Source organism: Neptuniibacter sp. QD29_5 (genome assembly GCF_047778125.1).
GTDB lineage: Bacteria > Pseudomonadota > Gammaproteobacteria > Pseudomonadales > Balneatricaceae > Neptuniibacter.
In genome coordinates, this window is record NZ_CP180556.1 from 1,815,984 (window position 1) to 1,839,450 (window position 23,467).

At 43.4% G+C, this 23,467-nt stretch carries 25 protein-coding genes; 12 read left to right on the top strand and 13 right to left on the bottom strand.

What is annotated here, in order from left to right:
* Positions 1 to 34 precede the first annotated feature (34 nt).
* Entirely contained in the window at positions 35 to 988 is a 954-nt protein-coding gene (locus ACMXYR_RS08465; RefSeq protein WP_415898324.1) for a formate dehydrogenase subunit gamma, read from the top strand.
* 186 nt (positions 989 to 1,174) lie between these two features.
* Here the strand turns inward: ACMXYR_RS08465 and ACMXYR_RS08470 are convergent, their stop codons facing one another.
* Positions 1,175 to 1,648 (bottom strand): Lrp/AsnC family transcriptional regulator, encoded by a 474-nt coding sequence (locus tag ACMXYR_RS08470; RefSeq protein WP_415881341.1) that lies wholly within the window; start codon positions 1,646 to 1,648, stop codon positions 1,175 to 1,177.
* A 146-nt stretch (positions 1,649 to 1,794) separates the two neighbouring features.
* Here ACMXYR_RS08470 and ACMXYR_RS08475 point away from each other — a divergent pair, with 146 nt between their 5' ends.
* Together ACMXYR_RS08475 and rarD are read left to right on the top strand one after the other, a co-directional pair.
* Positions 1,795 to 2,808: a hypothetical protein gene (locus ACMXYR_RS08475; RefSeq protein WP_415901209.1), complete on the top strand. Its 1,014-nt coding sequence runs from the start codon at positions 1,795 to 1,797 to the stop codon at positions 2,806 to 2,808.
* A 6-nt stretch (positions 2,809 to 2,814) separates the two neighbouring features.
* Entirely contained in the window at positions 2,815 to 3,753 is a 939-nt protein-coding gene (gene rarD / locus ACMXYR_RS08480; protein WP_415901210.1) for an EamA family transporter RarD, read from the top strand.
* A 28-nt stretch (positions 3,754 to 3,781) separates the two neighbouring features.
* Here the strand turns inward: rarD and ACMXYR_RS08485 are convergent, their stop codons facing one another.
* On the bottom strand, positions 3,782 to 3,964 hold the full coding sequence (locus tag ACMXYR_RS08485; RefSeq protein ID WP_415901211.1) for a hypothetical protein: 183 nt from the start codon (positions 3,962 to 3,964) through the stop codon (positions 3,782 to 3,784).
* 283 nt (positions 3,965 to 4,247) lie between these two features.
* Here ACMXYR_RS08485 and ACMXYR_RS08490 point away from each other — a divergent pair, with 283 nt between their 5' ends.
* Positions 4,248 to 5,048, top strand: coding sequence for an ion transporter (locus tag ACMXYR_RS08490; protein WP_415901212.1), 801 nt, complete (start codon positions 4,248 to 4,250; stop codon positions 5,046 to 5,048).
* 55 nt (positions 5,049 to 5,103) lie between these two features.
* Here the strand turns inward: ACMXYR_RS08490 and ACMXYR_RS08495 are convergent, their stop codons facing one another.
* The 3 genes from ACMXYR_RS08495 to ACMXYR_RS08505 are packed head-to-tail and all read right to left on the bottom strand — an operon-like array spanning position 5,104 to position 6,368.
* Positions 5,104 to 5,316, bottom strand: coding sequence for a hypothetical protein (locus ACMXYR_RS08495; protein ID WP_415901213.1), 213 nt, complete (start codon positions 5,314 to 5,316; stop codon positions 5,104 to 5,106).
* Positions 5,317 to 5,328: 12 nt separating this feature from the next.
* Entirely contained in the window at positions 5,329 to 5,970 is a 642-nt protein-coding gene (locus tag ACMXYR_RS08500; RefSeq protein ID WP_415901214.1) for a glutathione S-transferase, read from the bottom strand.
* An 8-nt stretch (positions 5,971 to 5,978) separates the two neighbouring features.
* On the bottom strand, positions 5,979 to 6,368 hold the full coding sequence (locus tag ACMXYR_RS08505; RefSeq protein ID WP_415881348.1) for a YkgJ family cysteine cluster protein: 390 nt from the start codon (positions 6,366 to 6,368) through the stop codon (positions 5,979 to 5,981).
* Positions 6,369 to 6,456: 88 nt separating this feature from the next.
* On the opposite strand from ACMXYR_RS08505, the gene ACMXYR_RS08510 reads away from it, so the two are divergent.
* From ACMXYR_RS08510 to ACMXYR_RS08525, 4 genes are all read left to right on the top strand, one after another.
* Positions 6,457 to 7,227, top strand: coding sequence for a biotin/lipoate A/B protein ligase family protein (locus ACMXYR_RS08510; protein ID WP_415901215.1), 771 nt, complete (start codon positions 6,457 to 6,459; stop codon positions 7,225 to 7,227).
* Between the two features lie 177 nt (positions 7,228 to 7,404).
* Complete coding sequence (locus ACMXYR_RS08515; RefSeq protein ID WP_415901216.1) at positions 7,405 to 8,805, top strand: FAD-binding oxidoreductase; 1,401 nt, start codon at positions 7,405 to 7,407, stop codon at positions 8,803 to 8,805.
* Between the two features lie 10 nt (positions 8,806 to 8,815).
* Positions 8,816 to 10,354: a transglycosylase SLT domain-containing protein gene (locus ACMXYR_RS08520; RefSeq protein ID WP_415901217.1), complete on the top strand. Its 1,539-nt coding sequence runs from the start codon at positions 8,816 to 8,818 to the stop codon at positions 10,352 to 10,354.
* Positions 10,355 to 10,387: 33 nt separating this feature from the next.
* Positions 10,388 to 10,780 (top strand): hypothetical protein, encoded by a 393-nt coding sequence (locus tag ACMXYR_RS08525; protein WP_415901218.1) that lies wholly within the window; start codon positions 10,388 to 10,390, stop codon positions 10,778 to 10,780.
* A 15-nt stretch (positions 10,781 to 10,795) separates the two neighbouring features.
* On the opposite strand, the gene ACMXYR_RS08530 is transcribed toward ACMXYR_RS08525, so the two are convergent.
* From ACMXYR_RS08530 to ACMXYR_RS08540, 3 genes are all read right to left on the bottom strand, one after another.
* A complete protein-coding gene (locus ACMXYR_RS08530) occupies positions 10,796 to 11,218 on the bottom strand; it encodes a hypothetical protein (RefSeq protein ID WP_415901219.1) in 423 nt (140 codons plus the stop codon).
* A gap of 11 nt (positions 11,219 to 11,229) precedes the next feature.
* Positions 11,230 to 11,436 carry a hypothetical protein gene (locus tag ACMXYR_RS08535; protein WP_415901220.1) on the bottom strand — a complete coding sequence of 69 codons (207 nt, stop codon included), beginning with the start codon at positions 11,434 to 11,436 and terminating at the stop codon, positions 11,230 to 11,232.
* A 326-nt stretch (positions 11,437 to 11,762) separates the two neighbouring features.
* Complete coding sequence (locus tag ACMXYR_RS08540; protein ID WP_415894302.1) at positions 11,763 to 13,283, bottom strand: aldehyde dehydrogenase family protein; 1,521 nt, start codon at positions 13,281 to 13,283, stop codon at positions 11,763 to 11,765.
* 341 nt (positions 13,284 to 13,624) lie between these two features.
* Here ACMXYR_RS08540 and ACMXYR_RS08545 point away from each other — a divergent pair, with 341 nt between their 5' ends.
* A complete protein-coding gene (locus tag ACMXYR_RS08545) occupies positions 13,625 to 14,440 on the top strand; it encodes an FRG domain-containing protein (protein ID WP_415881356.1) in 816 nt (271 codons plus the stop codon).
* A gap of 72 nt (positions 14,441 to 14,512) precedes the next feature.
* Complete coding sequence (locus ACMXYR_RS08550) at positions 14,513 to 15,178, top strand: putative 2OG-Fe(II) oxygenase (RefSeq protein WP_415901221.1); 666 nt, start codon at positions 14,513 to 14,515, stop codon at positions 15,176 to 15,178.
* A gap of 104 nt (positions 15,179 to 15,282) precedes the next feature.
* Here ACMXYR_RS08550 and ACMXYR_RS08555 read toward each other — a convergent pair whose 3' ends face one another.
* From ACMXYR_RS08555 to pedF, 5 genes are all read right to left on the bottom strand, one after another.
* The gene (locus ACMXYR_RS08555) at positions 15,283 to 17,034 is read right to left on the bottom strand and encodes a PQQ-dependent methanol/ethanol family dehydrogenase (RefSeq protein WP_415901222.1); all 1,752 of its coding nucleotides are present in this window, start codon (positions 17,032 to 17,034) and stop codon (positions 15,283 to 15,285) included.
* Positions 17,035 to 17,350: 316 nt separating this feature from the next.
* On the bottom strand, positions 17,351 to 18,274 hold the full coding sequence (locus ACMXYR_RS08560) for a quinoprotein relay system zinc metallohydrolase 1 (RefSeq protein ID WP_415901223.1): 924 nt from the start codon (positions 18,272 to 18,274) through the stop codon (positions 17,351 to 17,353).
* A gap of 7 nt (positions 18,275 to 18,281) precedes the next feature.
* Positions 18,282 to 19,037, bottom strand: coding sequence for a quinoprotein dehydrogenase-associated SoxYZ-like carrier (locus ACMXYR_RS08565; RefSeq protein WP_415901224.1), 756 nt, complete (start codon positions 19,035 to 19,037; stop codon positions 18,282 to 18,284).
* Positions 19,038 to 19,091: 54 nt separating this feature from the next.
* Positions 19,092 to 20,006: a substrate-binding periplasmic protein gene (locus ACMXYR_RS08570; RefSeq protein WP_415901225.1), complete on the bottom strand. Its 915-nt coding sequence runs from the start codon at positions 20,004 to 20,006 to the stop codon at positions 19,092 to 19,094.
* A complete protein-coding gene (pedF, locus tag ACMXYR_RS08575; RefSeq protein WP_415888261.1) occupies positions 19,999 to 20,442 on the bottom strand; it encodes a cytochrome c-550 PedF in 444 nt (147 codons plus the stop codon). The genes ACMXYR_RS08570 and pedF overlap by 8 nt, the downstream gene beginning before the upstream one ends.
* A 457-nt stretch (positions 20,443 to 20,899) precedes the next feature.
* On the opposite strand from pedF, the gene ACMXYR_RS08580 reads away from it, so the two are divergent.
* Positions 20,900 to 22,729: a PQQ-dependent methanol/ethanol family dehydrogenase gene (locus ACMXYR_RS08580; protein WP_415901226.1), complete on the top strand. Its 1,830-nt coding sequence runs from the start codon at positions 20,900 to 20,902 to the stop codon at positions 22,727 to 22,729.
* A 68-nt stretch (positions 22,730 to 22,797) separates the two neighbouring features.
* A complete protein-coding gene (locus ACMXYR_RS08585) occupies positions 22,798 to 23,436 on the top strand; it encodes a pentapeptide repeat-containing protein (protein WP_415901227.1) in 639 nt (212 codons plus the stop codon).
* The last annotated feature ends 31 nt before the right edge of the window (positions 23,437 to 23,467 follow it).

Sequence of the window (23,467 nt, forward strand, 5' to 3'; positions counted from 1 at the left end):
GCTTGCTCCCGGCACATTGACTAGAGGGGACATTATGCTCCGCTTTATATTGCCATCTCGAATTGTTTTGCTGATTGCGCTGCTTTTTTCAGGTTTTGCTCAAGCAGTACCTTCAGATGCCAAAGTTGCTGGCTTTGCTGGCGCTGACTATTGGCAGGTTGTGAAGGAAGCTGAAGAAGGTCGCACTCAAGTTCAAGCTCGAGAAGCAGGTCAATTGATCAATGTGAAAGGCGAAGAATGGCGCCACTGGCGTAACCAATGGGTTACACCTGCAGGTGCTTATGCTATTGGCGGCACGCTCGCTGTCCTAGCAATTTTCTACCTAATCGTTGGTCAGAAAAAACTTGATCACCCGCGTTCTGGTCAGCTTATTGAGCGGTGGAAACGTCTAGATCGAGCAAACCATTGGACTGTGGCTATCCTGTTTATCATCTTAGCAATCTCTGGTTTGAGCATCCTTTACGGGAAGTTCTTCTTAAGAGCAGCAATGGGTGATTCGTTGTGGGCAAGCTACATTATGCTTTGCAAGCTAGCGCATAACTACCTAGGTCCGATCTTTGTAATCGGCCTATTGTTTATGATTGTTCGCTGGATCAAACATAACTTCTTCAACCGTACAGACCTAATCTGGTTCCTAAAAGGTGGCGGCATTATCGGCAAAGCTCACCCTAGTGCTGGATACATGAATGGCGGTGAAAAAGTTTGGTTCTGGCTTCTAACAATCGTTGGTATCGTTGTTTGCGGTAGTGGCTTGGTTTTGGATTTCCAAAACTTCGGTCAAGTTCGTGAAACTATGCAGATTGCCAACTTACTACATGCTGCTGGTTCTTTGATTCTGATTGTTGGTTCTTTTGGTCATATCTATATCGGTACTGTAGGTACTGAAGGTGCACTAGAAGGAATGAAGACAGGTTACGTAGACGAAACCTGGGCTAAACAACATCACGACCTATGGTACGAAGAGGTTAAAGCCAAACAAGATAGCTAATATCTGTTTGCTTAATATCTCTTACCCGGTGCCTTTTATTCGATGATATAGATCTCAATAAAAGGCACATCACTATCTTCACCATAACGTTTGTACATACCCTGACAAACGTGCTTCTTTTGCCGGCTTACCTAAGCCGGCTTTTTTGTTTAACACCTCTCGCTCAATACCCTCTTCTGTAAGAACTTAAAGATGATCTACATCTACTTCTGTCGTGAACTTGTTTCTACGCAATGAGATTAACGAACGGAATTTTCTAAGATTCGGATCGCTGGCTAAATCACGACGAGCAAACGCCTCGTATGCTTCCATATCAGGAACCATAATGACCAATACAAAATCGATATCACCCGTCACCTGATAGCATTGGGTAACTTCTGTGGCGTCCTGCATTTTGCGCATAAACATGTCATGAACATCAATAGAGTCTCGGATCATCTCAACCTCTACGATGATATTTAGTACCTTACCTAAAGCCCTCGGGTTCACTATGGCCACATCGGCCATAATGATGCCCTGCTCACGTAACTGTTTAACCCGTCGCAAGCACGCAGGTGGTGATAAGCCTACCTCCTCGGCTAAAGCTTGGTTACTGATGCGATTATCCACCTGTAGACATTTAAGGATATGACGATCGATACGATCTAATTGAACATCCATTAGATTCCACTCATTAACTATTTTTTTGAATTAAATTAGAAAATAACCGTAAAAACAAAATTTATATTAACTAACAGGATAGTTTTTCTAATTTTATTTTCACAAGCTTAATTAAAATAGCTAATTCAATCCACTTAAGCTTTGCGATGATGATTAAGCCAGCTAGTACACATGATCTTTTAACCAAAACACTGCCCGATCTAGGCTGTGAGATCTATGCCGTCTGCTTACTACTATTCAAGCTAACCATACCTATCATCATTGCTGTAAAGATCCTAGAAGAGATTGGCGCAATTCCTTACATTAGCGCTGTGTTAGAACCGTTAATGCTATTTGTAGGCTTACCCGAGTCCATGGGCATCGTTTGGGCAACCACCATGCTCACCAATATCTACGCCGGCTTAGTGATTTTCTTTCAAACAGCGCCTCAAGAGAATCTCAGTGTTGCCCAAGTTACAGTTCTCGGCACTATGCTGCTTGTCGCTCATGGCCTACCGCTAGAATTACGAATCACTCAGAAAGCGGGTATGCGCCTTATATTTGCCTTTCTTTTACGCTTTGTTGGCGCACTTGTTTTAGGTGCTTTACTTAATCTGACCTATTCTGCCGGAGACTGGCTTAACGCACCTGTCGAGCTGTTGTGGCAACCTGAAGCTACCGACCCAAGCCTGACTAACTGGGTACTAACCCAACTACAAAGCCTTGCCATGATCGTGGTGATAGTCACAGTACTACTCACACTTCTAAAGCTACTTCGTTGGTTGCACATAGAACGACTTATGATTTGGTTGCTACAACCTTTTTTAAGGTTTATGGGCATCAGCAAGAAAGCCACATCTCTGGCGATCGTCGGTGTGACTCTAGGTTTGTCGTTTGGCGGTGGTTTGCTTATCCGTGAAGCAGAAAGTGGCAATGTTAGCCCTAAAGACTGCTTTTCAGCGCTTTGCTTACTTAGTCTGTGCCACAGCCTAATCGAAGACACCTTACTCATCATGACGATGGGGGCTGACCTTTCTGGAATTCTGTGGGCTCGGCTAATTTTTAGTATTCTACTCATCAGCTTGTTAACCCGATTAGTTTCCTTAACTAGTGATAGTTTTCAGCAACGTTTTCTATTTAGAGACGTATCACTCCATAACAACCAAAGCCTAAGACAGTAATTTGATATGCAAAATCTGAGTGCCAATGAGCACCAAAAAGGTATTTATTATGCCGTCGCCGCATTTGTTATGTGGGGGCTTGTACCGGTTTATTTTAAGGCGGTCGATGATGTACCTGCATTCGAAGTCTTAGCACATCGAGTTGTTTGGTCTGTGGTTTTTCTGGGGCTTTTCCTATTACTTAAAGGTAAGCTCAGTGAGCTTACTACGCTTAGAAACTCCCCTAAAATTTTGCTCAGCCTCGGCCTATCCGCTTTAGTCATTTCTATTAATTGGCTAGTATTCATATGGGCGGTTTCCGAACAAAGAATTGTAGAAACAACCCTAGGTTATTTTATTAACCCATTGATAAATATAGTTTTTGGATTCTTTATATTTTCGGAAAGGCTGCGTTTCTTACAATTAATCGCTGTTGCCATTGCCGCTGTTGCAGTGCTTTACCAAATCATTTCAATTGGTGAACTACCTTGGGTAGCACTGACGCTAGCCACCAGCTTTTCTATCTATAGCGTCTTAAGAAAGAAGATCCCGATAGACTCAATTACAGGCCTATTAGTTGAGACTTTATGGCTATTTCCAATGGCCTTGGTTTATATGATTTGGCTTAGTTCACAAAGTAATTTTGTACTACTAAATGGTTCTACAGAGGTACAAGTGTTGTTGCTGGCTGCAGGTCTGGTTACAAGCCTACCTTTGATAGCATTTGCCGCTGGTGCTAGAAGATTAAGTCTTACTATGGTTGGCCTACTCCAATACATAGGCCCAAGCATCGCTTTTCTTATTGCGGTGTTTTATTACAACGAACCCATGAATCAGAATCGACTCATTACATTTGTGATGATCTGGATAGCTTTAGCGATCTTTAGTGTCGAAGGTGTACTCGTTCAACGACGAAAAAAGCAGGATGCACTGATGCCTAAAACAGCAGAAAGTACTCAAGGCTAGGACAACTCCTAGCCTTGGTGAATTAGTTCTACTTAGCTTGCTTCTCTTTCATTTTGGCATTAGTTAAGAACAATGCTAAACCGAGTAAAGCCACTGATGCTGCATACATAAGAAGATCTGACGGTTCTGATATTTCCATCTCTGTACTTAAAGAAATAATTTTAACAATCAACATCATGCCGGCCATTTCAGAAAAAACGTTCAAAAGCATAATCCATCTTAATGACCATAATCCTTACTCAACCTTTCTAATCACCTAACTCCTTTATTAAGGTGTACTACTGAAAATTTGCGCAAGCATTTCACTTGGTAATTGAGTTAAAAACGCTCCTTCAGGACTGTTTTTATCATCCCACCGCCTGATTCAAATAAAGCGGATAGCATCAGCTAAAGACTCGCTAAAGAACGACGTATTTTTTCACTAAAAGATCTATCCAACCTGGCCAAACAACAGTAAAGTTCACGCTGAATTATTTACTCGAGTTTTGGTCACCATGAGCACGCTAACCCTTCAGGACAAATTCTTTAAACTCCGCAACAATCGGATTTTTGAATTCTTTGTTGTTGCAGTCATTATCTTTTCTGCCTTGGTTATTGGCGCAAAGACCTACGATATTCCCGATCATGTATTAACGCTTATTAGCTGGCTCGATATAGGTATCACACTATTCTTCCTAGTTGAGATAACGGTACGCTTTATTGGTGAACCGGATAAAAAGAACTTCTTTAAGAACCCTTGGAACGTCTTTGACACGATCATCGTCGTAGTCAGCTTGATTCCTATCCAAGACAGTGAAATGGCACTGATTGGCCGATTGATCCGCATCTTCCGTGTATTACGAATGGTATCTATGGTGCCTGAATTGCGCTTACTGCTTAACTCACTGATTAAGGCATTACCGCAACTTGGCTATGTTATCCTGCTGATGTTCATCATCTTCTATATTTATGCAGCAATCGGCGCTTCATTCTTTGCTCATATCAACCCAACGCTTTGGGGAGATATCTCAATTTCAATGCTCACGCTTTTTAGGGTTATGACATTCGAAGATTGGACGGATGTTATGTATGAAACCATGTCAGTCTATTCATTCAGTTGGATTTTCTATCTCACTTTCATCTTTCTAACCACATTTGCATTCCTGAACATGGTGATCGGTATCGTTGTAAATGTGATGGAAAATGAGCATGCCGAAGAAGCCAAAGAAAAAGCGCTGGCAGATGGCGACTTAACCATCGAAGACCTATCTAAACAGATCGAAGAGCTAAAACAACTCATTAAAGAGAAACAGTAATAACGACAAGGGGAGCCATTTGGCTCCCCTTTTATTTGATCAAAATTAATAGCGTTCAATTTTTCGGATTTGGCTTCCGAAAAGCACACTCGCCCTCAACCAACGATTCTGGCAATAATAACTCCTTACACGCATCGCACCATGCTTTATTGTCAGGATCACATAATGTCGCTGCCGCTTCACCAAGATTTTGCTCACTCTCAGCAGCATTTGCAGGCTTTAATTTGTTTTTTAACTTATAACTTAGGGTCATAGCATCCTTGTCCATCTCGTAAGGTATCTATTCTGGAAATACGATCAATTCTTGTGATTCTTTCCAAGGTTTATATTTCTTCATTACACGAAGAAATAGATCTGATTCTTTAAACTCTTCTAACCATTGTTGCAGATAGGGATAATCTGTCGAGTTAAACCAAACAAGATCCACATGTGCAAACTGTCTGATAAACGGTAAAAGCGCATAATCGGCTAAAGATTTACCATTCTCCAGCAGAGATCCCCCATGCTGCTGTAACAGCTTTTCAAGTTGCACCAACCATAGCTCACATTTATTACGGTAATAGGACTGTGAGTGCTCTGGATGACGATCAGAGTATTTATACTTATCTAACCAGCTCTTGAAATTATGATCATTTTCTTTGATCAACTGATCAATCTGATTACTATCTGCATCAAGCCAAGCCTCTGAATCATTCTGATCCAATGCCCAGTGCATAATATCCAAACTTTCATCTATGGCAGTACCATCAGGAAGCAATAGAACAGGAACAGTTCCCTTAGGTGAGATTTCAAGCATATGCTCTGGTTTGTCTCTTAGCACAATCTCTCTGAGCTCTACCTCGATACCTGACTGAGCAATAGCCAACCGCCCTCTAATTGCATAGGGGCAACGACGAAATGAATACAGGATAGGTCGATTCATACTCTGCTCTATTTTGGCTGATAAGCACAGAAACCCGGCTTAGGACCAACCTTAGGGTGGTTTCTACAAGTATCAGGGCGTTGCAGATAGATAGTACACAATCTTGTTTTTTGATCTAGATAGATACAATCATCATTAGCATAGCGCGATAGTGTGTAAATTTCTGATTTATGATTAAAGTGCCCTACAACACCCTCTTTCATCAAACGCTTAGCTAAACGCTTCGCAGGCTCACCTGCCTCAAATTCATCCACTACACCCATTCTTACTAAATCACTAAAGCGAACTTCTACAGGTAAGCTACAGCAAGTGCCTCTGCAAGAATCGCAGTGACTACTCTTATACTTTACCCAAGTGCTCAAGTTATCTACGTTGGCTGCAGGAATTGTTTTGTTCATTTAGATTATTCAGCGTGCTATAAATTTGAGGGCGATCATAGCATCATCGAATGCATGAACAACCCCTAATTGTTTATTCGGAGCTTTAATGTCTGAAACCAGTTTTACAGATATTTTCACCCAACAAAAAAGATGGCGAATTATCGATGAGCCAATCTGCTGCAACCCTATACAAGCTCTTGAACAGGATTTCGCCTTATTAAAAGAGGTCGCACAAACTAAACGGGGAGCAACCGCACGCATTTGGGAAACAACCCAATGCCTAGTTGCCACTAGGAAGGAAACTCGATTCCCAAACTTTGAACAAGCCTGCCAACAACTCGAACAAGAACAATGGCCCGTTATCGTCCGTGACAGTGGTGGTACTGCAGTTCCTCTGCAACAAGGCATTCTTAATCTAGCCGTTATATTTCCGCAGCGAACGGATCAGGCTTTTGATTTAGATATGGTTTATATCGCCTTGTGCGAACCCATTAAACGCGCACTATCAAATATCGGACTCAAGGCAGATTACGGCAGCACCGAAGGCTCTTATTGCGATGGCCGTTACAATCTAAATGTCGACGGCCTGAAAATTACTGGCACAGCACAAAAAATTATGTTGTCACCGCCTAACAACAAAAATGTAAAACAAGGAGTGCTTGCCCAAGCGATGCTGATGGTAGATGTTGATGCCGAAAATGGAACACATTGGGTTAATCGCTTTTACCAACTGGCTGGAAATGATCGCCGCTTTAAACCTGAGGTCGCAACCAGTCTTATAGACCTTCTTGACCATACTCAGCGACCTGAACAATTTACTGCCTATATCCGAGCGCTGATTATTGAAGAGTTAAAAAAACTGACCTTGTCACAGTAATTTAACAATCACACTCAATAATAGGCAACGTTCACGGACACGAGCTGCCGGGCAAAGGAAAGCCCACTCTCTGTATCTGCTGTATTTACCTAGATACTTATCATCCTAATAGCTTGTTCTTATTAATAAATTATTGCTTTAATGTAGTAACAACAATAAAAAACGAGCTGATGACCTATGCGTGCGCATAAACATTATTCTCAAGCTGATCTCAAGAAAGTTATCACTGAATTAGCCACTACATTTAGTGATCGCATCGACCTATCGAAACCTGTATGTGAGCAGCATGGTCAAGGCGAAGATAGCTATGGTTGTATCGCGCCCGATGCGGTTGTCTACCCTTTCAGTAACGAAGAAGTCGCTCAAGTCGTAAAACTCTGCAACCAATATAAGATTCCCGTCATTCCTTTTGGCGTTGGCTCTTCTGTCGAAGGGCATCTACTTGCCGTAAACGGTGGCATATCAATCGATCTGTCAGAAATGGATCAGGTAATAGAAATCAATGCCGCGGATATGGATTGTCGCGTTCAAGCCGGTGTAACTAGGGAAGCGCTCAATCTAGCCTTACGCTATGACGGATTATTTTTCCCAGTTGACCCAGGTGCTAATGCGAGTCTTGGCGGTATGGCTGCAACACAAGCCTCAGGTACAAATGCCGTACGTTATGGCACCATGCTAGATGCCGTTATAGGTTTAACTGTGGTTACACCTGAAGGCGAAATCATTAAGACAGGTACGCGTAGCCGAAAAAGCTCAGCTGGTTACAACTTAACACAGTTAATGGTTGGCTCTGAAGGTACATTAGGCGTTATCACAGAGATTCAACTACGCCTTCACCCTATTCCCGAAGTCATTCGCTCAGCTATATGCAGCTTTAAAACCGTGGCTGATGCAACTGATACAGTTATCAATGCCATGCAGCTGTCTATTCCCCTAGCCCGAATAGAACTGCTGAACAAAGCTCAAATGGAAGCTTGCATTGCATTTTCTCAGTTACACGAATTGACTGCAGCACCGACCCTATTTATTGAGTTTCATGGCTCTGCCACGAAGATCGAAGAAGATATCGCACTCCTAAAAGATATCTGCAATGAATTCGGCGGTAGTGAATTTATTTGGACTGAAAATACCGAAGATCGAAACCGTCTCTGGCAAGCACGACACAACGCTTATAATGCGGCTCATCAGATTATTCCTAACGGAAAAGTACTTACAACCGATGTATGCGTACCAGTTTCAGCCCTAGCTAGAAGCATCTTACAAGCCGAAGCAGATGCCAAGTTAAGCAACTTACCCTGCCCGATCGTTGGCCATGTTGGTGACGGTAACTACCACGTCCTAATTGTTTTCGATCCAGAAAATCATAACCAACATCAAGCAGCTAAAGCACTAGCAGAAAAGATCGTAAGCAACGCCTTAGCTCTAGGTGGCACTTGTACAGGTGAACACGGAATCGGCTTTGGCAAAAAACAATACCTGCTGGATGAACATGAAACCTCCATAAACTGCATGAAGATTATTAAGCGGGCTTTAGATCCAAACAACATTATGAACCCCGGCAAGGTAATTGACTTGTGAGGTAAAAGCATTGATCAAACAAATACTTCTCTTCATCTCCCTGCTCACATACTCATACCTATTGACTGGTTGTGACAGCTCCGAAAATGAAAGCCTTCCCGCAAATCAAACCACAACAAAAGCTCATCCAGCAAATTCTACTACTCCCCATGAAGCACAACCATCAACAGAGCTGATTCCCGAAGGCATCCTTTCTACTGACAAGCTAGAGCCTTTCTGGGGCGATCTTGATGAGATGAAAGAGCGAAAGCTAATCAGAGCATTAGTCACATATAGTAAAACCGACTTTTTCATTCATAACGGCAAGATCAAAGGGCTACAAGCCGAACTGCTACAAAACTACGAAAAGCATTTAAATAAAGGAATAAAGAAAGAGACAGACAAAACAAAGATTGTCTATACTCCGGTTACCTTCGATCAACTTATTCCCTCTCTTGTCGCAGGCAAAGGCGACATCAGCGCAGCGCTACTGACATCGACTGACGAAAGAAAAAAACTGATAGATTTCACCAAGAGTAAGTATTCAGAAGTATCCGAAGTTATTGTCAGGCACAAAAACACAGCAAAAATTGAGTCATTAGACAAGCTTGCAGGAAAGACTGTTCTCGTTCTAAAAGGGAGCAGTTACGCAGAGCATCTTCATCGATTAAATAAACAAGCAGTATTTAAAGAAAATGCTATTCATATAATTGAGGCTGATAGCACCTTACTTAGTGAGGATATTTTAGAAATCGTAAATGCAGGCATTTATAACTACACCATCATTGATGATTACAAAGCCAGACTCTGGCTTAAAGCACTAACCAATTTAGAGATTGCTGAACAAATTAGCTTAAGCAAAAAGAACAGTCTAGGCTGGGGAGTTAGAAAACAGACGCCGCTTCTTCAGAAAAGCCTGAATGAATTCATCCATTCAAATGTTAAGAAAGGGTCACTTCTCGGCAATATCTTAATAAAAAGATATCTAGGCTCAACTAAGCGAATAACAAATCCCCTATTAGATTTGGAACGCGACCGATTAATACGTTTGCTACCTTACTTTCAAAAATATGCAGAAAAGTACCAATTAGACCCTCTTGCATTAGCGGCACAGGCTTACCAGGAATCTCAACTCAAACAGGACACAAAAAGCCACAAAGGTGCAATCGGAGTAATGCAGTTACTACCTTCAACTGCAGCCGATCCAAATGTGAATATCAATGAGATACACAAGGTAGATAACAATATACATGCGGGTGCAAAGTATATGGACTTCCTATCTCGCCACTATCTACCGTCTGAAGAGATTACGCCTATTAATCGCTTTCTCTTAAGCTTAGCCGCATACAACGCCGGCCCCGGCAATCTACGCAAAATGCAAAAACTATCGACTAAAATGGGATTAGATCCAAATGTGTGGTTTGGCAATGTAGAAATTGCTGCAGGAAGGATTATTGGCCGAGAAACTGTGCAATACGTGTCTAACATCTACAAATACTACACGATCTATAATTTATCCAAACTTATATATACCGAAAGGGCCCAAACCCTTCAGCAATACGTAAAGTAGATAGTAACGATAAACTCAATAAGAGACAGGCTAATGAAAAAGATAATCACGGGCCTTTGTTTAATCGCATTAGGCGGTTGCTATAGCATCCCTAGAACCTTACCCGCAGATAGCTACTTAGTAGATACGAAAATGGGGCTGATGTGCCATGTTACAGAATGTTATTACCTTGATCTAATTGGCAGTTCTTCAGACGAGCTAACAGTCGCCAAAGCATACGGCCTGCCCGTCAAAACGTATACATGGTCAACAGAACAATTTGTCGAACTGATGCTCAACCCACCAGAACAGCTTTATAAAGCCGAAAAGCTTTCTAATCATGAATATCAGTTACCCAATAATGCAGCAACGACAGCAGCCTTCAAGGTACTAGACGATGAAGACCTGCTCATCTATCGTATTGGTGGCAATAGTAAAGGCTTGTAGGTTACTAAACGGAAATTATGGCTGTTCTAACCAAATACGCCATGTAGTAGATCCATTAACACGCAGATAATAATCGCCAGCCTCTTCGATCAAATAAGTATCTTCACCACCTCCACCTATATGGAGGTTTTGAACGATATTATCTTCTCTATCGTGTAACGCTAATACAAAGATGGCACCATCACTCTGAAACCTTAATTGGGTAGGCTCAGAGACCTTAAACATCTCCGTTTTAGCTGTACGCTTACCTGCAAAATTAGGCTTACTCGCACTCAAGGCCTTCAAATCTAAATTGTCGTAACACTCCAAACGCCTTTCAGGCTGCACTATAGCTCTGCATTGCTCAAACGCCGCATTAACATCAGCAGATACAGGCAAAGATGCTGCCAGAAACCCAATGGATATAAGAGCTAATATAGAACGGTTCTTAACGAACATAATAAGAAATCCTAATTCGATTGCAGTAAGCGAAGATGATCATAAGACTTAGCTTTAGTTTGAAGCTTACAGCTCCGTTCATCCTCTGGATCGTCACACAGAACTTTTACACCATCAGGGTAATGACTAAGGTTTTTGCATTGCGCAACAAATATGAGACCACCGCTTTCAGTTTCATTGCGCGCTAAGCTCTGTTCGACACAATCAGACTTCATCATTATGAGCCGCTTTACTTGATAGTCTTTTACAGAGGCAAAAGCACTCACAGAGACCAAACTTAAAATAAGGATAGATAAAGTATTACGCACGAAAACCTCACTTTAAATCAGAGTGATAAACCAGCTTAACATCTAAAAATTAATATCAGGGATTTCGGGAAAAGAGACAGACCTAAAGTACCAATTGCACTAATACTCTCAGTCTAGGCAGGATCAGGACATAAAAAAGCGGCCCTCAGAGGGGCCGCAATAAACGCAAGAAGCTACTTGAAATAGCTTACTTGAGAGCTAGCAATGTTCAGATGCCAGCTCTCGTGGACTTCCGCTTAGAAGAAGCCTAGAGGACTTTCGCTGTAGCTAACCAACATGTTCTTAGTTTGCTGGTAGTGCTCAAGAATCATCTTGTGAGTCTCACGACCTACACCAGACTTCTTGTAACCGCCGAACGCAGCGTGTGCTGGGTATAGGTGGTAGCAGTTCATCCATACACGGCCAGCTTCGATGCCACGACCCATGCGGTAAGCAACGTTAGTGTCACGTGACCATACGCCTGCACCTAGACCGAACTCAGTGTCGTTCGCGATAGCTAGTGCTTCTGCTTCGTCTTTAAATGTAGTTACAGAAACTACTGGACCGAAGATCTCTTCTTGGAAAACGCGCATGTCGTTTGTACCTTTTAGAAGAGTTGGCTTGATGTAGTAACCGCTACCGAAATCACCGTCTAGTTTCTCGATACCGCCGCCCGCAAGTACTTCAGCACCTTCGTCACGACCGATGTCGATGTAACCTAGGATCTTGTCGAACTGCTCTTGAGAAGCCTGAGCACCAACCATTGTTTCAGTATCTAGTGGGTTACCACGTTTGATCTGACCCATACGCTCAACAACTTTAGCTAGGAACTCATCAGCAATATCTTCTTGAACTAGAAGACGAGAAGGACAAGTACATACTTCACCCTGGTTGAAGAACGCTAGTACCGCACCTTCAACTGCTTTGCTTACGAACTCATCGTCCTGAGCCATAACGTCGTTGAAGTAGATGTTTGGAGACTTACCACCTAGCTCTGTAGTAGATGGGATGATGTTCTCTGCAGCACATTTCATGATGTGAGAACCAACTGGAGTAGAACCAGTGAATGCGATCTTAGCGATACGTGTGCTAGATGCTAGAGCCTGACCTGCTTCGCCACCGAAACCGTTTACAACGTTCAGTACGCCTGCTGGTAGAGCTTCCTGGATGCACTCAAGAAGAATAAGGATAGATACTGGAGTCGCTTCAGCTGGCTTCAGTACGATAGAGTTACCTGCTGCTAGTGCTGGAGCAATTTTCCATGCAGCCATTAGTAGCGGGAAGTTCCAAGGGATGATCTGACCAACAACACCTAGTGGCTCGTGGAAGTGGTAAGCAACAGTTGTTTCGTCAATCTCACCGATAGAACCTTCTTGTGCACGGATGCAGCCAGCGAAGTAACGGAAGTGATCTGCCATTAGAGGAACGTCTGCAGCTAGAGTTTCACGAACTGCTTTACCGTTGTCCCAAGTTTCAGATACAGCCAAACGCTCTAGGTTAGCGTCGATTAGCTCAGCACACTTCAGTAGAACGTTCTGACGTTCGATTGGAGAAGTTTTGCCCCATGACTCTTGTGCAGCGTGAGCAGCGTCCAGTGCCAATTCGATATCTTCAGCAGTGGAACGTGGAATTTCACAAATTGGTTCACCAGTTACAGGCGAGTTATTGGTGAAGTATTCACCTTTAACAGGAGCTACCCACTCACCGTTAATGAAGTTGCCATAACGTTCTTTAAAGGAAACAACTGAACCTTCTGTACCCGGCTTAGCGTAAATCATCTTCTAAGTGCCTCTTTATATTTATCTTACTGCCGTCTCTACTGACAGTTAATTTACTTTACCAAACAATATTAGCTATCCAGCAAGAATTACAGGTATCATCCCTTGGCATTGAAAAATTAATTATTTAGTACTAGTTATCGAGGCCCCTCCCCTACGGGCTTTTAGAGGTTGAGCTCAGACCACGGATAAGATCAGGCACTAAGCCGCTGATTAACAAAGATAATTCTTGGATAGACATCTTATTTTTAAGGCTCACACCCCATATAAATAAACATCAATTAGCTATAGTCTTATGCTATAAGGAATTTTCAAGGCGAATAAATAACGAGGCTAGAACGATGACGAAGTTATACCAAGTATCTACTTGGCAAGAATTTCTTGCTTTAGTTGAGTCAGAAGAACTCCGCGGCTGGGCCTTTCGCGGGCAAAGAGATGCGGAATGGAGCCTTGAAAGTTCACTCACTAGACGCCTCAAGCAGTTTGTACCCCAAAGTAAATGGCATGAACGAGAAAGCAGGGCCATTCGTGTATTTAAACGTAAAGCTCACTATTTCCTAAATGATACCAGCGCACTTAAAGATGATTTTCGTTGCTTAGCCCTTATGCAACACCACGGCGCACCAACTCGGCTTTTAGACTTTACCAAGTCACCCTACGTCGCCAGCTATTTCGCTCTACAATCCTGCACAACACCTGCTGCCGTTTATGCAGTAAATACCCCTGCCCTGTGGCATAAAGCAACGCCACCAGGCTTACCCGAGCTCACACGAGATGCAATTGACCCTCGTACTACTGACAGCCTTGGCAAATATTACCTTTCAAATAACTATCCGATTGTCTGGCCAGGTGAACCATGGTCGATGGATCGAAGAATCGTAGCCCAGGCAGGTACTTTTATGCTCCCGGGTAGAATTGACGTTTCAGTGGAAGAACTCTTAAACAACTACGAATACGATCAGCCACTACTCGCTAAAATTGTCCTCAGCCCTGAAATCAGAAAAGAGGCGATGGAAGCGCTTTATCGAATGAATATCAGTAGCGCGACCCTTTTCCCTGACCTAGATGGCTTAGCACGATCCATCTCGTATGAACTAGAGGTTAGCTGGGTCGGCACACCCGATCCTAAAAACGATCAACTGATGCAGGACAAATGAGCGCACTTCTCACATAGCTAAATAACAACCACAAGATTAAAATGATCCGATCTCTTAACTTGGAATCGGATCATGTATTCAGAAAGCCCAGAAATTGAATCCATCAACACTTGGACCTCTCCACTGTTTGTTACGACAAACCCTGATCACGAGTTCTTAAAAGAAGATCTTCTCAATTACATCTACAACCACCAAAAGCTTCACAATCAAACTAAAGCCGTTGCCAGTGAAGTAGCCGTAAGCGCAAAGCATCAGCTATTTGAGAGCAAGCTTTGCTTTCTGGAATCAGATGAACCAGTGATCCTTGAGCTTAGACGCATGCTCGAAGAACTACTGTCTGCCATAGCCACACAGGTAAATACGCCATACTGGCCTGAAGGCGCCGAGGGTGATGCAACCATCATTGAATCCTGGTTCCACGTCACTAAGGATGGTGGTTACCATGATATCCATTCCCACCCAAACTGCTCTTGGTGCGGAATCTATTATTTAGATGTTGGTGAGTGTGAATTAGGTACTCGCAACGGCATCAATCGCTTTTACGATCCTCGCAACAATGCCGATCACTATGGTGATGCGGGTACAGCCTATCTCAGCGAACAAGGCTTCTGGGACTTCCAACCTGTAGAAGGTCAGATTGTAATTTTCCCCTCTTATTTAAAGCACTCAGCTCTACCCTATTTCGGCCAGAAAGACCGAGTAGTAATTGCTTTTAACAGTATCGTTGATTTGATTTAGCCACGCTTTATTTCAAGCACAAAAAAAGCCAGCTAAATGCTGGCTTTTTTTTGCTGGGACAGGCTGAGTGATATCGAAATATCACTCAGTTGTAAGTTAAAAACTTACTTAGGTAGTTTGAATGTCCAAACTGTGCCGCCCTGGTTTAGGTGCTTAACACGTTTAGCCACTTCACCACCCCATAGAGGTACTGCACCACCCCAACCGGATACTACAGACAGGTACTGCTCGCCATTCTGCTCCCAAGTGATTGGAGAACCTACGATACCAGAACCAGTGTTGAATTCGTATTCAACTTTACCAGTCTTAGCGTTTAGACCTTTCAAGTAACCTTCAGGAGTACCGAAGAATACTAGGTTACCTTTAGTCGCTAGAACACCACCCCATAGTGGAGCGTAGTTCTTGTGACGCCATACTTCTTTACCAGTTTTTGGATCCATCGCACGTAGAACACCGATGTACTCGTCGTTCATTGGCTTGATTGTGAAACCAGCACCTAGGTAAGCTGCACCTTTTTTGTATGCAGTTGGCTCATTCCAGATGTCCATCGCCCATTCGTTAGAAGGAACGTAGAACAACTCTGTGTCTTGGCTGTATGCAACAGGCATCCAGTTCTTACCACCTAGGAAAGATGGGATAGCTAGAACAGACTTACCTTTTTTGCCATCTTTAGAGTCAGCTGGGTTACCTGGACGGTTAGCATCATCATAGATTGGACGACCAGTTTTTGGATCTAGACCTTTAGCCCAAGTGATCTTGTCTACGAATGGGAAACCACGGATGAAGTCACCATTCTCACGGTTAAGAACGTACATGAAACCGTTACGGTCAGCTGTAGCTGCAGCTTTAACTGTTTTACCGTTTGCTTTGTAGTCGAAAGATACTAGCTCGTTTACACCGTCGTAATCCCAACCATCGTGTGGAGTAGTCTGGAAGTGCCATACGATCTTACCAGTATCTGGGTCGATAGCTACACGAGAAGAGGAGAATAGGTTGTCACCAGGACGTAGGTGAGAGTTCCATGGCGCTGGGTTACCAGTACCGAAGAATAGTAGGTCTACATCAGGATCATAAGTACCGCCTAACCAAGTTGCAGCACCACCAGATTTCCAAAGGTCGCCAGGCCAAGTTTTGCCAGCTTCACCACCGGAAATACCGTTTTCCATTTTTTTGCCATCTTTCCAGATGTAACCCATGTGACCTTCAACTGTTGGACGAGTCCAAGCAAGTTTACCAGTCTTAGCATCGTAAGCTTCTACTTTACCAACGATACCGAATTCACCACCAGATACACCAGTGATTACTTTACCTTTAGCAATTAGAGGAGCTGCAGTAATGGAGTAACCAGCTTTGTAATCTTCTACTTTCTTCTTCCAAACAACCTTACCAGTCTTAGCGTTTAGAGCTACTAGTTTAGCGTCTAGAGTACCGAAGATTACTAGGTCGTCGTATAGAGCAACACCACGGTTGATTACGTCACAGCAAGGCATGATACCATCTGGAAGACGTGCATTGTATTCCCAAAGTTCTTCACCAGTGTTTGCATCAACAGCGAATACACGAGAGTAAGAAGCGGTAACGTACATCACACCGTCTTTAACTACAGGCTGTGATTCCTGACCACGCTGCTTCTCACCACCGAAAGAGAACGCCCAAACTGGACGCATGTCTTTAACAGTTTTAGTGTTGATTTTTGTCATTGGGCTGTAACGCTGACCACGTGGGCCCATACCATTTGTTACAACATCTTCAACAGTCATCTGGTCGTTAACGATATCTTTATCAGTAACACCAGCCTGTGCTGTGCCTGCCACAGACATCGCTGCAACTAGAGCAGACAGTGCGAATTTTTTCATTGTACGCTTCCTCTACGGATATTTTTTTTTTGGCGTTGAGAAGAGAGCCGGGAAATTTTCCCGAATCATGAAGGCAATTGTTTTGTTTTACAGCAAATACAACAATTAAACAGCAGAAGTACTTTTCTAGTCCCTTGGTAGTAATACTGCTATTTTTAAGTAAATTCAGCAGCTTACGCAGCCATTCAATAACCCATTAGTCATAGTACAAACAAGAGCATAGACAGGAATAGCCGTTTAACCCGCCAAAGAAAGAAATAAATCGAAGCGAACAATATTTAAATTTGAGTTTTTCTATTTATAACAAGAAGCAGACTCAAAAAGCCTGCTCTTCATATTTGGGATAAAGGTGCGCAACAGTTCTGGCAAATTCCCGCTTACTTAATGCAATACCATCAAAATCGCTGGGGATCGGCAGTTTAATTACTTCTGTCATGCTTAATCCATCTTCTGCCGCCTGCTCTAAAACCTGATCCAACCAATCTAGATAGGCAAGCATTTGATCTAAGGCACTAGCATCCTTAACAACCGGCCCATGACCTGGCACCAAAATTTTATAATCAAGATCCCTTAACTTCTGAATCTCTTTTTTCCATTGATGAAGACCAGGTGTATGAGGAGTGGTTAACGCTCGCTGATAGAAAACCATATCTGAGGCAAACACAACGCCAGTTTTCTCATCTAGCACAACCAAATCTGAACCTGTATGACCCGTAAAGGGAAGCAAATGCAATCTATGCGAACCAAGTTCCATCAACTGAACATCAAGCACTTTACTTGGCGGAACAGCTTCAGTAGAACGCATCCAATCACCCACAAGTCGGTACATATTTTCAGCAAAAGCATTTCCATGAAGCTCAATTCCCTGCTGCGTACCAGGGAGAGAAAGTATCTCTACGCCTGCAAAAGCCTGATTTCCCAAAAAGTGATCTGGATGGTGATGAGTATTGAAAACGACCTTTACTGGCTTATCCGTAACACTTTCAATTACCGCTTTTAAAGCCTTACCGTACCTAAGAGAAGGCCCAGTATCGATAACAACAACACCCTCTTCAGTAACAATAAAGCCAGTATTGACAATATTACCACCGTTGCTCTTTGAGAAGTCTTCTAACTTGCCCTTCAACAACCAAGTGTTATCAGCTATTTTTTGCGGTTTTAAATCATATGATAGTGGCGCAGCAGAAGCTGAATGAATAACCGCAGCAGCAGACAACGCCAATAACAACTTCTTCATCATTCAACTCCTAGAGTGCGTTTTCGAATTCATTACCGCCATTGTCGCGCATCCAGATACGATGACCTTGAGAACCATCTCTGACATCAAAAGTTAAAACTGGATTTTCACTAACAGGTTGAGACAACTCTAATTTTGCAAGCGGCAACCCTTCAGAATTACGCACCTCGACATTCTCTATATAGAATTCAGGAATTGAACTGACTAAGCCGGTATCCATTGGATGGACAACTTTAAGTTTATAACGACCACCCTGCTCTCTCGGGAAAAACTTACTTTTCATCTCACCTAGATGATCCTGCCAGTAGGTATTAGCAGCTGCAGCGCTAGGTGTTGTACACCCACCACCAGCAGCATCAAGGTAACCACCACCTACATGCCAAACACCAGACTTAGAAAGCACAGCAGCTCTAATAGCCGTACCCTGCTGGACTTTAATACGCATTGAAAGACGAGGCACAATCTCTTTGTGGGGATAATAAGTGAAAATGTGCTGAATTGGATTCAGATCGGCAAAAACAACAATCTTATCGATCTTCCCTGCTAACGCTTCAGCATTAACAGTAATGGGAACCTGTGTAGGATCTTCAGCAAACTCAGGCACAGTAACTTTGACATTACTATCAAACACATATTCCTGATCACCAATAAACTTGGCACGCATATGATCCCAAAGAGGTGACTCTAGAGGGTCTTGCTGGCCTGAATAACCAGCAATTGGAATAGCAGCACTTATTAAAAGTGCTGCAACATTTCGCTTCAACATGGCATCCTCTTATTATTATTTGAATGCTATTTCTTCGAGCGTTGCTTTATAAAGCTATTTTACATCCTGGTAAAAAGCAGGCATCTCATAACTGAGACCGTACTTGCTATAAACTTGTTCCATTTCACCGGAACGAACCATAGCTTCGACAACATCACCCACAGCATAGCCAAGCTGCCTATAGGTATGTTTAACGGCCATCCCTATATCCCATTTTTGCTTACCCATATTTGGATAACCATTCACGCCTAGCTTAAATTTCTTGTCACCCGACTTACTGACTAACCAATCAACTTCGGCGCGCATTGCCATAACGGCATCAACCTCACCAGACTCCATACCTTTAAACGCTTCACGCGCGTTAGTATAATGGTGAGTCTTATCACGCATTCGCCCACCAAAAGCTGAAGTAAGATAAAACGCAGGTAGGCTATCAACCTCTACACCTACAGGGTGATACTGAAATACCGCCACTGTAGAAACGTTATCTAACTTTTCGCTATCGTAAACAACCTTCCAGCTCTCACGCTGATAAGGACCAAACATAACAACCATTTCATTTATAACGGCGCCAGTTGAATCCTGCATATAGCTGTATTCACGATCGTACGGAACACGCATCATCACATCAGCAATGGTTTTCAGTGCTAATGCATTTTCTTCATCTTTATCGAGATAATGCCCTTTCCAGACATTATTTCGCAAATCATCTTCAAGGTTCTCATCTGGCGTGATCCAATGTTCACGGAACTCAACGCCTAACTTTTCAGCAATTTTCTTACCGACTTCGACATCCACACCAACAGCCTTGCCGTTTTCCATATAGGAATATGGTGGGAAATCACGATAAAAACCAACCCTGATATACCCGCTATCAATTACATCGTCGTAATAACGAGCTTGCGCCAGGCTGCTAAGCAGGCTGGCGCAAGTAAAAATTATAGCGTTAGAAGCGCTTAACTTACTCATCCGTAGCGCGAGTTTCTAACCAAGCACGGATAGCCCATAGAGCTTCCTGGCTTAGGTGCTCTGCCATTTTTGGCATGTACACACGACCGTCACGTACTGCACCGTTTTGAACACGGTAAGAGTACCACTCGTCACCATCAACACCTGGCTCTAGGTAACGTAGGTCTGGTGCGATACCACCAGAGATAGCATCAAGACCGTGACAACGTGCACAGTTCTGAGTGTAAGCAGACTCGCCGATTTTAACTGCTAGCTCACGGTTCTCGTAATCTTCAGTGTAAGGGTTAGAATCAACCCACTCCTCACCTAGAACTTTTAGGCCTGTTACATCGATAGCCTGTGGAGTTACATCACCGTGCGCCATAGTTTGGCCAGAAATAACTGCAGCTAACATACCAGCTGTAGTCATGCTCAAAAGTTTCTTGTTGATAGACATCTTTTTTTCACCACTTTAGTTTTTATACTCTCGTCTTCCCCAGTTAAATGAAATACTGACTGAGGGATATCTGCGTGTTCAGATACCTGACGATCATCTCTACATTAAGCCAAAGCCACCCACTCCAGCTGTTTGCATATATGATATTGCGTGTGCAAAATCAGCAAGAATTGTACTTTGGGTTCCAAAAACTACTCCCTTGGTAGGAATGTCGACCCAGATTGCAACCTAAGTAGCATTTTGTACGCCATCTATCCATACCTGAGCACTAGTTCCTCTTTATTAGTACGTGACTTCTCCCTAAGACTCTCGGGATTTTATCCTGCACAAACAGGACTTAACCCCTGATTAACAGGGAATCCTGCCGTTGTCGCATATCTACCCTTAAGACGAGAATGGTTATCAGCGAATTTCAATCGCAAGTTATGACTTTCCTATAACACTAGGGTTTATAAAAATGACAAAAAAAATAAACATGACAGGCTTAAAGCCGCTTTGCGCTGCAATCGGTCTTAGCTTAGTAGCGGGCGCCGCTACTGCTAAACCAGTTACTTGGGACGACATCAAAAATGATGCGAACACTCCAGAAGACGTTCTAGGTTACGGTATCGGACCTAAAGCACAGCGCTGGAGCGACATGACAGAGATTAACGATAAAAACGTTAAGAAACTGACTCCTGCATGGTCTTTCTCTTTTGGTGATGAAAAACAGCGTGGTCAAGAAACTCAAGCACTAGTTCATGATGGCATCATCTATGTAACAGGTTCTTACTCTCGTATGTTTGCACTTGACGCGAAAACGGGTAAGAAAATCTGGTCTTACTCTTACCGTCTACCAGACGACATCCGCCCTTGCTGTGACGTAGTTAACCGTGGCGCTGCAATCTTCGGCGATCTTGTTTACTTTGGTACTCTTGATGCAGCTATCGTAGCTCTAGACAAGAAAACTGGTAAGCGCGTTTGGAAGAAGAAATTTGCTGATCACACTGAAGGTTACACTATGACTGGTGCACCTACGATCATAAAAGATCAGAAAACTGGTAAAGCAATGCTTATCCACGGTTCTTCTGGTGATGAGTTCGGCGTAGTAGGTAAACTATACGCTCGTGATCCTAAGACTGGTGAAGAGATCTGGATGCGCCCATTCGTTGAAGGCCACTACGGTCGCCTAGACGGCAAGAAGAGCACTCCAACAGGTGATCCAAAAGCACCATCTTGGCCTGATGATCCAAACTCACCAACAGGTAAAGTTGAAGCATGGAGCCACGGTGGTGGTGCACCATGGCAGTCTGCTAGCTTCGACGTTGAAACAAACACTATCATCGTAGGTGCTGGCAACCCTGCACCTTGGAATGGTTGGGCTCGTACTTCTCCAGGCGGCAACCCAGCTGACTACGACAGCCTATACACTTCTGGTCAGGTTGCTGTTGATCCTTCTACTGGTGAAGTTAAGTGGTTCTACCAGCACACTCCAAACGATGCTTGGGACTTCTCTGGTAATAACGAACTTGTTCTTTTCGAATACCAAGACAAAGGCAAGACAATCAAAGCGACAGCTCACGCTGACCGTAACGGCTTCTTCTACGTTGTTGACCGTCAAAATGGTGACTTTATCCGTGGCTTCCCATTTGTAGATAATATCACTTGGGCTACACATATTGATCCAAAGACTGGCCGTCCAGTTGAAGTTGAAGGCCAACGTCCACCACCACCAGAGCCAGGTAAGAAAAAAGGTAAGTCAGTTGAAGTTTCTCCTCCTTTCCTAGGTGGCAAAAACTGGAACCCTATGGCTTACAGTCAAGACACTGGCCTATTCTACCTTGGCGCCAACCACTGGAAAGAAGACTACTGGACTGAAGAAGTTCACTACAAACGCGGTGCTGCCTATCTAGGCCAAGGCTTCCGTATCAGAAAAATGTATGACGACCACGTAGGCGTACTTCGTGCGGTAGACCCTAAGACTGGCAAAATCGTATGGTCTCACAAAGAGAAACTACCTCTATGGTCTGGCGTTCTTGCAACTAAAGGCAACCTAATTTTCACTGGTACTGGTGACGGTTACTTCAAAGCATTCAACGCCAAGACAGGTGAAGAGCTTTGGAAATTCCAGACTGGCTCCGGCATCGTATCCTCCCCTATCACTTGGGAAGAAGATGGTGAGCAGTACATCGGCCTAGCAAGCGGTTACGGCGGCGCGGTACCTCTATGGGGTGGCGATATGGCCGACCTAACTAAGCCTGTATCACAGGGCGGTTCTTTCTGGGTATTCAAACTACCTAAGCATTAATAGTTACTACTTGATGTAACCCAAGCCCGCGAGCTCCCCAATGCTTGCGGGCTTTTTAGGATAGAGATATGAAAAAAACAATATTACTTACGCTCCTATTGTCCAGCCAACTTGCCACTGCAGAAGATCTTGTTATTAATGGCTGCACCATTGCCCCAGATACAAAATGCCCAGGGGCTGATTTGTCGGGTGCGGATCTAAGCAATGCAGATCTATCTAGAGCGGATCTAACTGGCGCAAACTTAAGCGGTACTATCCTTCGTCACGCCGTTCTTAAAAATACCAAGATGGAAAAAGCTGATCTAACCAATGCAGATCTAGCTCGCGCGGATATGAGACATGCAACAGTTCGAGGCTCAAACCTTAGCCATGCCAATCTTGAAGCAATCAATGGCTGGGCACTGTTCGCGCAGGGCGCAAATTTTTATCGCGCAAATTTACATGGCGCAAATTTAAATTTCTCTCGTCTTAGTAGCGCCAAATTCGTAGAAGCTAACCTTCAGGCTGCAAATCTAGAAATCGCCTGGATGACAAAAGCTATTTTGACAGGTGCTAACCTTAAAAATGCCAATCTACAGGAAGCAAAGCTAAATGCCGCGTCCTTAGAAAATGCTGACTTCACCGGCGTTAGGAAGCACTACGCTACATTCCAAGCAACCTATATGGACGGCTGCAAAGGCTGCCCATTTGGTTGGTCTAAGAATTAAATCTAAACAACAAAAAAGGCGCATCGAACTT